The sequence below is a fragment of the Mucilaginibacter straminoryzae genome (assembly GCF_022953055.1).
Taxonomy (GTDB): Bacteria; Bacteroidota; Bacteroidia; order Sphingobacteriales; family Sphingobacteriaceae; genus Mucilaginibacter; species Mucilaginibacter straminoryzae.
Genome location: NZ_JALJEJ010000007.1, coordinates 207,736 through 219,360 on the forward strand (window position 1 = coordinate 207,736; position 11,625 = coordinate 219,360).

The 11,625-nt window shown below is 46.1% G+C and carries 6 protein-coding genes; all 6 read left to right on the top strand.

Features of this window, described 5'->3' with window-relative positions; genetic code table 11:
• Positions 1–22 precede the first annotated feature (22 nt).
• On the top strand, positions 23–1,900 hold the full coding sequence (locus tag MUY27_RS15215; protein ID WP_245131300.1) for a RagB/SusD family nutrient uptake outer membrane protein: 1,878 nt from the start codon (positions 23–25) through the stop codon (positions 1,898–1,900).
• 160 nt (positions 1,901–2,060) lie between these two features.
• A complete protein-coding gene (locus tag MUY27_RS15220) occupies positions 2,061–4,730 on the top strand; it encodes a glycoside hydrolase family 2 TIM barrel-domain containing protein (protein WP_245131302.1) in 2,670 nt (889 codons plus the stop codon).
• Between the two features lie 6 nt (positions 4,731–4,736).
• Positions 4,737–7,160, top strand: coding sequence for a glycoside hydrolase family 2 TIM barrel-domain containing protein (locus MUY27_RS15225; RefSeq protein WP_245131304.1), 2,424 nt, complete (start codon positions 4,737–4,739; stop codon positions 7,158–7,160).
• 22 nt (positions 7,161–7,182) lie between these two features.
• Positions 7,183–8,349: a glycoside hydrolase family 88 protein gene (locus MUY27_RS15230; protein WP_245131306.1), complete on the top strand. Its 1,167-nt coding sequence runs from the start codon at positions 7,183–7,185 to the stop codon at positions 8,347–8,349.
• Positions 8,350–8,396: 47 nt separating this feature from the next.
• A complete protein-coding gene (locus MUY27_RS15235) occupies positions 8,397–9,851 on the top strand; it encodes a glycoside hydrolase family 30 protein (RefSeq protein WP_245131309.1) in 1,455 nt (484 codons plus the stop codon).
• Between the two features lie 7 nt (positions 9,852–9,858).
• Complete coding sequence (locus tag MUY27_RS15240; RefSeq protein ID WP_245131311.1) at positions 9,859–11,619, top strand: cellulase family glycosylhydrolase; 1,761 nt, start codon at positions 9,859–9,861, stop codon at positions 11,617–11,619.
• Positions 11,620–11,625 lie beyond the last annotated feature (6 nt).

Sequence of the window (11,625 nt, forward strand, 5' to 3'; positions counted from 1 at the left end):
AGAGAAAAGGAGATTATTCAACATGAAAAAGACAAATAAAAATATAATTACATGGGTATCGGTAGCGGCAATTTTTGCGGCCAGCGGATGTACCAAACGTAGTGAGCTTTCTCCGGAAGCGCCTTCCAAATTTACACCAGACGTAACTTTAACAACCCCGGCTGCATTTAAAAATGCGCTGGAAGCGCTTAACCCAAGCGTTCGTTTCGAGTTCTTTGGTGATTCGGCCCCATTGTTAACCGAATCTATCTTTACAGATGCTGCGGTTGAAGGAACCACTGATAAAACAACCCCGGCACAGGATCTGAACGCCCGTATCACGCCGACTGCTAACCTGGATAGCGATGATTATAATAAAATCGCGCGCTACTGGTATGCATGGTATTCGGGTATCCACGATGCAAACGTGATCATTTCGCGTATAGATAATGCCAAATGGAGCAACCCAGCAGATCGCAATTTAGTATTGGCTACCGCGTATTTTCACCGGGCTTACCGCTACTACCGTTTAGTGCACGAGTTTGGTGACGTGCCATTGATTTTAAAAGAAGAAACAGGGGTTAATACCGGTTACTTCAGCACACAGCGTACCGTAATTCTTCAGAAAATGAAGACTGACCTGGAGTTTGCTGTAGCTAATCTGACAGACGGTAATATGAAAGGCGACCCGTCTAAGGGCGCAGCAGCTCACTTACTGGCAAAGGTAGACCTTGCACTTGGTTTGTTTGATGATGCTATTACTGCTTGTAACGTAGCCATCAATGGTCCGTATAAATTAATGACCGGCCGTTTTGGCGTGGTAGCAAGCGACGCCAGCAAAAACGTGATCTGGGATTTACACCGCCCGGAAAACAAGGCTTTGGGTAGCAACACGGAGGCACTTTATGTAGTACTCGACCGCGAAACGCTTGACGGTGCTACACCTAACGGTTCGCAGGTGATGCGTAACTGCGTACCGATGTGGCACAACGGTACTATTTTAACACCGGGTGCTCGCAAACCTGGTATATCTGATAAAGTTACCGAAGAGTTTCCGCTTACTTTATGGTACGGTCGTGGTATCGGCCGTCTGCGCGGTACTCCATATGCAACCAAATACATCTGGACGGATAATACCGACTTAAGACATGCGCCGGGCAACTGGATGAACATGACAGACCTGGTATACAACAACCCGTCATTAAAAAATGCCAGCAGCGGCGACCCTGCCTGGTACGGTAAAAAATTGGTACAGTATACAGATGCCAACGTTAACCAGATGTTCCTGAACGGTGCCCGTGATACCATCCGTGCATGGTTTGGCTGGCCGCATTATAAAGTATTCATTGGTTCTGGCCCAACTGCGGTTGATAAATGGTGGAGCCCGCCACGTGGCACCAATACGGATTGGTATGTGTTCCGTTTGGCTGAAACCTATTTACTGCGTGCAGAAGCCTACGTTTGGAAAGGGCAGACTGCACAAGCCATGGCAGATATTAACGTAGTAAGAGCGCGCGCGCAGGCACAGCTGCTTACAGATGCCGGCAAAGTGAACATTGGTACCATTCTGGACGAGCGTCAGCGCGAGTTGTACTGGGAAGAGCCTCGTAAGACAGAGTTAACCCGTATAGCTTACATTTTCGCACAAACAGGTCAGCCCGCTTATAACGGTAAAACGTATAGCTTAACCAGCTTTTCGCAAAGCAACTTCTTCTATGACCGTATAATGGAGAAGAACGATTTCTATAAGAATCCGAACGTTGTAACCAACTCTGGTAACCACTATACGATATCGCCTTACCACGTGTTATGGCCGATCCCGCAGCGCGAGATAGACCTGAACATTACCGGGCATATCAACCAGAACAAGGGTTACACCGGTTCTGAATCAAATATTCCACCATTGGATAAAATACAGTAAGATACTTACTAAACCTTATCACTGTTATTATATGGTGTGTTAATTGGCGTGTATACGGCCGCAAGGGCCGTATACACTTTTTTTGAAATCTACCTCTGCTTAAAAATCAATCTGCAACTGCCTTATGTGTTGTACTAACCGGTTTAAAATATTATTTCTTGTGTTGTTCTTTTTTGCCTGGCCGGGAGATGTCTTATCGCAGGTATCAAAGCCCCGTGCAGAAAGCGGACGTACAGTTTACAGTCTTAACGATAAATGGCAGTTTGCAAAAGATTCAGCCGATCATCCCTACAACGCCATTAATACCTTAACCCATTGGCAGAACGTAACTATTCCGCATACCTGGAATGCGACGGATGTAATGAGCGATGAGCATCCTTACTACAGGGGAGCGGCCTGGTATAAACGGAACCTGGTGATCAGTAATGACAGCCAAAAGCAGGTATTTCTTTATTTTGACGGCGTTAACCAGGAAGCAGAGATCTATATCAACGGCAAAAAGGCCGGAGAACATAAGGGAGGTTACACGCGATTTTGTATCCCCGTAAGCTCCTTTATCAAGACCGGAACCAACGCTGTAAACGAGATTGCGGTTAAGGTAAATAACCGTTTTAATGAAGATATTCCGCCGCTGACTGCCGATTTTACCTTTTTTGGAGGGATCTATCGAAATCTATATCTGGTAACTACTAATTCCGTTCACTTCAATACCAATGATTTTGGTGGCAGCAGTATCCGTATCACAACGCCTTCGGTGACTACTGCCCGGGCGAGTGTGGTTATCAAAGCCCAGGTTTATAACGAAGGCGCGGCCAGGACAATTAAGCTCGTCAGTACAATTTTTGACAGCGATGGAAAGATAATCGCAACGCTGTCAAAGAATCAAAAAACAGCAAAAGGTAAAGCAGATACGGTGAGCCAGTCGGGTATTGTGGTAAATAATCCGAAGCTATGGTCGCCCGATCATCCTTATCTGTACAACGTAGTAACACAAATAATCGATAACAAGAACGGCGAAATTATAGATGAGCTAAGCACACCGCTTGGTTTCAGGTGGTACAGTTTTGATGCTGATAAAGGCTTCTTCCTGAATGGTAAACCGCTTAAACTCATCGGTGCCAGTCGTCACCAGGATTATAAAGATCTGGGAAATGCCGTGCGACAGGAATTGCAGTCGCATGATATTGAACTGCTAAAGGCCATGGGCGGCAATTTCCTCCGGGTATCGCACTACCCGCAAGATCCGGTTGTGCTACAGATGTGCGATAAACTGGGCATCATCGCTTCAGTGGAAATCCCCGTCGTAAATGCCATTACGGAAACCGCCGGGTTTACGGACAATTGCAGCAATATGCTCCGCGAGATGATCGCGCAGAATTTTAACCACCCGAGTTTGGTGATCTGGGCTTACATGAACGAGATCATGCTACGGCCTAAGTTCGCCAAAGACAAGCCCCGGCAGCAGCAATATTTTGAAAATATCGTGAAGCTGGCCAAACATCTCGACAGCATTTGCCGTGCGCAAGATCCTGCCCGATATACCATGATTGCCAATCACGGCGATTATAATTTATACACCCGCACCGGCCTTACCGCCGTGCCGCAGATCATCGGGTGGAACCTTTACCAGGGCTGGTATAGCGGTGATGTCAGTGGGTTTGGTAAATTTTTGGATGAGCATCACGGGCAACCGGCAAAGCCAGTAATTGTAACCGAGTACGGCGCAGATGCAGATCCCCGTATCCATGCGCTGAACCCGGTGAGGTTTGATAAAAGCATTGAATATGCAGAGCATTACCATGACGTATATCTGAAGGCTATTTTAGAACGGCCCTTTGTTGCCGGTGCAGCCGCATGGAACCTGGTAGACTTTAATTCAGAAAGTCGGGAGGAAACCATGCCTCATATCAACAATAAGGGATTGATGACTGATGATCGCCAGCCGAAGGCGACGTACTACCTTTACCAGGCGGCTTTAAAAAAGGAGGCTTTTATAAAGATAGCATCAGAAAGCAACATTGTTGGCGTTGAAGACTCGACAGGCACTACCTGCACCAGGCAGGTGCGTGTTTATACCAACCTAAAAGGCGTTAAGCTGAGCCTGAATGGCCAGGACCTTGCCGGCGGGAAGGCTGAAGACTTCAGTTATACGTTTACGGTTCCGTTCCGTCCCGGAATGAACTATCTGGAAGCCACGGCCGATAACCAAACGGTGAAAGATTTTGAAACGGTTGAAGTGTTCATTCAGCCGAATGAGCTGAAGGCTTTTAAGGCTGATGCACAACCTTTAAGTATATTGTTAGGGGCTAAGCGGTATTACTACGACATGTTAAATAAGCAGACCTGGCAACCCGATCAGCCTTACAGAAAAGGCAGTTGGGGAAGCATGGGCGGTCATGCTTTTAAAATGGTAAACGGCAGGCAAAGTTACGGTTCTGATAAAGCGATTGCCGGGACGGATAACGACCCGGTCTTTCAAACGCAACAGGTGGGGATAGAAGGCTATCGCTTCGACGTGCCCGATGGGCAGTACGAGCTGACGCTCAATTTCGCGGAGCTCTCCGGCGGAAAAGTAAGCGACCCACTTCCTTACAACCTAGGCACTTCTGAAGTGACCGTTCCTGGTTACCAGGAACGCATTTTTGATGTATTCATCAACAATCAATGCGTGTTGAAAGAGCTAAATATTGCCCGTGAGGTTGGTTTTGCCTGGGCCATGAGCAAGAAGATCCCGGTGACGGTTACCCGTGCACAAGGCATTCAAATTAATTTTAAAGCACTGAAGGGCGAAGCAGTTTTAAATGCCATTCAGTTAAAGCGTATTTATTAAAAAACGATGCGGAATCTGATCAAAATCTTTCTGATTACGGGCCTGCTGCTGACCGGCAATCTATCGCAGGCGCAGCAGTCTATACGCTTGAATCAGGGTTGGCAATTCCTGCGCGAAGATTTGGGCGGTATTTGGGAAGCGGTAAGGCCGACTAATTCCAACAATCCCGAGAATGTTCCGCTCTGGCAAAAAGTAACACTGCCGCATTGCTTTAATGCAGAAGATGCTGTCGATCCCGATCATAACTATTACCAGGGGCCGGGTTGGTACCGCACCAGATTGAGTATCAGTAATCCCCATAACAATGGGCGAACCTTATTGCATTTTGAAGGTGCCGGGCAAAAGACTCAGGTGTATGTTTATACCACCCTGGTGGGGAGCCACGTTGGGGGATACGACGAATGGACTGTAGACATTACCGATGCGGTAGATGCATTTAAAAAAACGGCAGTTTTTCAAAAGCAGTTTAAAGGGCAAGTGCCGATTTCTATCCGCTGCGATAACTCGCGTGATTTGGAAAGCATGCCTTCGCGATTGTCTGACTTTATGGTTTATGGCGGCCTTTATCGTTATGTGAATTTAGTTTATACCCCAGCACTGAGCATTGATAAAGTTTTTGCTTCAAGCAGTTTAAGCGATCATCTTCAAGGCGGGAAACTGGATATTAAGGCTACGTTCTATAATCCGGATAAGGTGAGCAGTGCGAGCGGTAACTTCAAAATCACGGATGCCAAAGGAAAGATAATCGCAGATCAGAAGTTTAATCTGAAAGCCATTCAAAGCGAAGTCAAGTTCTCTTTAGGGCAGGTAAATATCAAAAAGCCAAATTTATGGTCACTTAACGATCCTTATTTATATGCGGTTGAAGTAACCCTGCAAACAAGTGAGGGGGTAGTTAAACAGACCGAGAAAGTAGGCTTTCGCGATTTCCTTTTTGCAGATAACGGTCCGTTCTATTTAAACGGTAAACGGTTACTGCTTCGCGGAACGCATCGACACGAAGACCATGCAGGTTTAGCTGCCGCCGAGACGGACAGCATTATGCGGCTGGAAATGCAGATGATAAAGGATATGGGCGCGAATTTCATCCGGTTAGGGCACTACCAGCAGTCGCGCACTATTCTAAACTTGTGCGATAGCTTGGGCATACTGGTTTGGGAAGAAGAACCTTGGTGCCGGGGTGGATTAGGCGGTCCGGTTTACCAGGAACAGGGCAGGCGAATGCTGACCAACATGATCGAACAGCATTATAACCATCCTTCTATTATTTTATGGGGACTGGGGAACGAAAACGATTGGGAGGGCGATTTCCAGGAGTTTGATCAGCAGAAGATCCGCGATTACATGAGTAGCCAGAACAATTTGGCTCACCAGCTTGACCCTTCGCGTAAGACGACGATCCGTCGCTGCGATTTCTGTAAAGACATTCCTGATGTTTATTCGCCATCCATATGGGCAGGCTGGTATCGCGGCCAATACACCGACTACCGTAAAATAGCGGAGGAGGAATCTAAAAAAGTAAAACACTTTTTCCATGCCGAATGGGGCGGGGATAGTCATGCCGGAAGGTTCTCTGAAAATGCGGATAAAGCTGTGGTTAATCTTCCCGATAGTAACGTGCATATCGCTAAAGAAAACGATTGGAGCGAAAACTACATTACCAACCTGTTCGACTGGCACTTGAAAGAACAGGAAAAAATGCCCTGGTTAACGGGATCTGCATTTTGGGTATTCAAAGATTTTGCAACCCCGGTAAGGCCGGAAAACCCGGTGCCGAACGTGAATCAAAAAGGTGTGGTAGAGCGCGACCTGACAAAAAAAGAATCTTACTACGTTTTTCAGTCCTACTGGTCGGCAAAACCAATGGTACATCTCTTTGGACACAACTGGCCGGTAAGATGGGGAAAAGCGGGGGAGCAAAAGCTGGTTAAAGTTTATTCTAATTGCGACGAGGCCGAACTTTTTGTCAATCGAAAAAGCTACGGCAAAAAGCAGCGTAACAGCCAGAACTTTCCGGCAGCAGGACTACACTGGATGATAGACTATCAGCAAGGGGATAACCTGCTGATAGTAAAAGCACGGAAGGACAAATTAATACTTACCGATACCATTTATCAGCAATACCAGACGGAAAAATGGGGTAAACCTGTAAAGCTGGTGCTGAAAAAAATAGCTGGGAAAGAGGGCAAAGTGACGGTACAAGCAATGTTGCTGGATGCTGATAACAGGCTCTGCCTGGATGCGGTTAACGTGGTGGCTTTTTCGCTTGCTGGTGATGGTAAACTATTGGATAACCTGGGTACTTCTCGCGGTTCCAGAAAGTTACAGGTGTACAATGGCAGGGCGATCATCAGCGTTGATACGAATAATGGGAAATCGGTAATCGGGGTTCAGTCCACCGGTATTGAAAGCGCCTTTTTAAACTTATAACTAAACTAATAAATAGGATAACATGCGAAATTTTGTAAAAGTAACATTAGCATTAAGTCTGGTTACTCAGGTGGTGTTCGCCCAAAAGAATAAAAGCAAGGGCTTTCACTTCGCAGAAGAACAAACAGAACTGATGCTAAAATCCATCAGCGAGGCCAAAGCCACCAGCAGGCCTAATGCCGTAACACCACGCACGCTGGATAAAAACGGTAATCTGGTACTGGTGCCCTCGCGCGATTGGTGCAGTGGTTTCTTCCCGGGTGAACTATGGTTTTTGTACCAGTATACCAAAGATAAAAAATGGATGGACGAAGCCCGGAAATACACCGCTTTTATCGAACCAGAGCAATTTACCACCACCACGCACGATCTGGGCTTCGAGATCTATTGCAGTGTAGGAAATGGTTATAAGCTAACCAACGACCCCAGTTATAAGCAAGTGATCATCAATGCGGCTAAGTCTTTAAGTACACGCTTTAATCCTACGGTAGGTTGCATCAAATCGTGGGATAACCGTAAAGAATGGAAGTTCCCGGTAATTATAGATAACATGATGAACCTGGAGCTGTTGTTTGCTGCCACCCGTTTATCCGGCGATTCCTCTTTTTATAAGATCGCTGTTACCCATGCCAATACCACTTTAAAGAACCATTTCAGGGCTAATAATAGTTCTTATCACGTGATAGATTATGATCCCGAAACGGGTAAGGTACTGCATAAGCAAACCCACCAGGGTTATGCAGATGAATCTGCTTGGGCCAGGGGGCAAGCCTGGGGACTGTATGGCTACACCATGTGCTACCGCGAAACAAGAAATCCGGTTTATTTGCAGCAGGCAGAAAAGATCGCGGCCTTCATCCTGAACAATCCTACAACGCCTACTGATAAGGTGCCTTACTGGGACTATAACGCACCGGACATCCCTAACGCCCCGCGCGATGCTTCTGCTGCAGCTATTACTGCTTCCGCGTTGTATGAACTGGCTAAGTACAGTGAGAATGGAAAATCTTACAAAAAAAGTGCAGATCAGATCATGAATAGTTTAAGCAAGCACTATCAGGCAGAACCGGGTGGTAGCAAAGGTTTTATCCTGTTGCATAGTACTGGTCACAAACCAGCCAACAGTGAAATTGATGTGCCGATCAGCTATGCAGATTATTACTATCTGGAAGCTTTATTGCGGCAGTAAATGTTAATTTCGCCGGAATTTAATTAGAAATTAAAAATTCATCTGTAATGAAAAAGAGATTCATCATCCCATTAATGATAGGTGCTGTTTACAGTGCATCCGCACAATCTAAAAAAACAGTACCGGTAGCACCCGCACGCAGTAAAGTTACGGTATACGTCACCGCAAAAAATACAGACCTTAAGTTGTCTAAAACAGAAGAACTGAAACTGGCAGCCATTAAACCGCCTGTAGAGACCGAAGTTTCTGTATTTGTAGACCCGACAAAAACCTTTCAAACCATGATCGGTATCGGTGGTGCGCTTACTGACGCTTCTGCTGAAACATTCTATAAATTACCTGCCGACAAACAAAAGGAATTCCTGACGGCCTACTATGATAAGGAAAACGGCATCGGCTATACCTTTGCCCGTACACATATCCAAAGTTGCGACTTTTCGAGTGATAGCTACAGCTACATTAAAGACAATGACGCTTCGCTGAAAACTTTCGATATTTCTCACGACCAGAAATACCGCATTCCGTTCATTAAAGCCGTGCAAAAAGCGGCCGGTGGAAAGGTAGATTTGTTCGTAAGTCCATGGAGCCCACCTGCTTTTATGAAGACCAACAGTGATATGTCGCACGGTGGTAAGTTAAAGCCAGAATATCGCCAGAACTGGGCAGACTTCATGGTGAAGTTTATTAAAACTTACGAGAAGGAGGGAATGCCCATCTGGGGTTTAACGCCGCAGAATGAACCATTGGCAACGCAGAAGTGGGAATCGTGCCTGTTTACCGCCGAGGAAGAGCGCGATTTTGTGAAGGGTTACCTTGGTCCGGCTTTGCAAAAGGCAGGTTTGGGCAGCAAAAAACTGATCGTGTTTGATCATAACCGCGACATGCTGTACCATTATGCCAGCACTATTTTTAACGATCCGGAGGCTTCCAAATATGTATGGGGAGCAGGTTACCACTGGTATGAAACCTGGACAGGCGCCGGGCAGCAGTTTGAAAGTGAACGCCGCCTGCACGAAGCTTTCCCCAATAAAAATCTGGTCTTTACGGAAGGATGTGTAGAGAAATTCAGTTTTGACCGTGTAAACGATTGGTCTTTAGGCGAACGTTATGGCACCTCTATGATCAACGATTTTAATGCCGGTACAGTAGCCTGGACAGACTGGAACGTTTTATTGGATGAGCAGGGCGGACCAAATCACGTAGGTAATTTCTGTTTCGCGCCCATCCATGCAGATACCCGTAACGGTAGTTTAATTTACACCAACGAGTATTACTACATTGGGCACTTCTCTAAATATATCAAACCGGGGGCAAAACGGATCATCAGCTCTGCCAGCCGCGACAGGTTGTTGACTACCGCTTATTTGAATCCAGACGGTAAAATTGCCGTGATTGTGATGAACCCCACAGATAGCGAGATTAAATATAACCTGGTATTTGCCAACAAAGGGACAGCCGTAACCAGCTTGCCGCATTCTATCGAAACCTTACTGGTTGAATAATCTTTATATGAAATTAAGAAACCGCTTCTTTAAATCAGCAGGTCGGGCCGGTATAGCCGCCATCTTCCTGCTCGCTGCAAATATTTGCCGTGCCCAGGGCTTTTTAAAAGCCAGCGGCCGGATCATTACGGATGAGAAGGGCAATAAAGTGATCCTTCGCGGAATGGGCTTAGGTGGTTGGATGCTGCAGGAAGGCTATATGTTCAGGGTGAGCAATTTGGGGCAGCAGTACAAGATCAGGGAGAAAATTGCCGAGGTAGCTGGAGAGGATTATGCGGCAAGGTTTTATGACACCTGGTTAAAGAATCATACGCGTAAAATTGATATAGATTCTATGGCTTCCTGGGGTTTTAATTCCATCAGGCTACCCATGCATTATGCGCTGTACACCTTACCTGTAGATAAAGAACCCGTAGCGGGGCAAAATACCTGGTTGGAAAAGGGCTTCGAACTGACAGATAATTTGTTAAAATGGTGTAAAGCAAATCATATGTACCTGATCCTGGATCTGCACGCCGCACCCGGTGGTCAGGGTAATGATCTGCCTATTTCAGACCGTGATCCAGCGAAACCTTCGCTATGGGAAAGCAAGGCCAACCAGGATAAGATGATCGCTCTTTGGAAAAAGCTGGCGCAGCGCTATGCTAACGAACCTTATGTCGGTGGGTATGATATCATCAACGAACCAAACTGGGGCTTCGAAAAAGCGGAAGACAAACGCGGTACAGAAGAGACCAAGAACGCGCCGTTGAGGCAGTTAATGGTTGATGTTACTAAGGCTATCCGCGAGGTGGACAACAAGCATATCATTATTATCGAGGGAAACGGATTCGGTAATAACTATCGCGGCATCTTCCCGCTTTGGGATAATAACACGGTAGTCAGTTTTCATAAATACGGTAATTTCAATAACGTAGGGGATATCCAAAAGTTCCTCGACATTAGTGAAAAGAATAACGTGCCTTTATGGATGGGCGAATCTGGCGAGAACTTCAATACCTGGTATACAGAAGCCATTCAACTGGTAGAAAGCCATAACATCGGCTGGTCGTGGTGGCAAGAGAAAAAGATGGACATTAACAACCCGTTGGAGATCAAGGTTACACCCGGATATCAGCAGTTGCTAAACTATTGGGCCGGTAAAGGCGAAAAACCTTCCCGTGAAGAAGCTATAGCAACGCTTGATGACTTGTTGGCAAAAATTAAGCTGGAGCAGGAAGTGTATCACAAAGATGTGATTGACGCAATGTTTCGTGAAGTGCGTACTACCGAAACGAAACCTTTTAAAGATCACTACCTAACTGAAAGCCTTAATATCAACGCCGTTGACTATGATATGGGCCGACAGCGATATGCTTATATGGATAAAGACACCGCAAGCTACCATTACACGCCGGGGGTAAATACTACAGGTAATAAAGGCAGAGCTTACCGAAATGATGGGGTGGATATACAGGCGGACGCTACGGGTTACCAAGTGTTCAGTATAGAAGATGGCGAATGGCTGCAATATACCGTCCGTTCCAGGGCAGCCGGTAAGTTTAATGTTGAACTACAGGTAGCTTCTGAAGCGGGCAAAGGGAAAATTTCATTGCTGGCAGATGGTGTGAAACAGGGCGAAACGGTATCAGTTATCCAACCGGGAAAAGACTGGTCGATACTGAATATTAAAGGCATCAAGCTAAAAAAAGGAATCAACAAGATCCAGATCTATGCCGATGAAGGCGGCTTCGATTTGAAAACAATTAAAATAAACAAAGCGGGCTAATTCCCC

What these genes read in the sequence shown, in the direction of transcription:
- MUY27_RS15215 (WP_245131300.1), top strand. Translation starts at nt 23, where the DNA reads ATGAAAAAGACAAATAAAAATATAATTACATGGGTATCGGTAGCGGCA.
- MUY27_RS15225 (WP_245131304.1), top strand. Translation starts at nt 4,737, where the DNA reads ATGCGGAATCTGATCAAAATCTTTCTGATTACGGGCCTGCTGCTGACC.
- MUY27_RS15230 (WP_245131306.1), top strand. Translation starts at nt 7,183, where the DNA reads ATGCGAAATTTTGTAAAAGTAACATTAGCATTAAGTCTGGTTACTCAG.
- MUY27_RS15235 (WP_245131309.1), top strand. Translation starts at nt 8,397, where the DNA reads ATGAAAAAGAGATTCATCATCCCATTAATGATAGGTGCTGTTTACAGT.
- MUY27_RS15240 (WP_245131311.1), top strand. Translation starts at nt 9,859, where the DNA reads ATGAAATTAAGAAACCGCTTCTTTAAATCAGCAGGTCGGGCCGGTATA.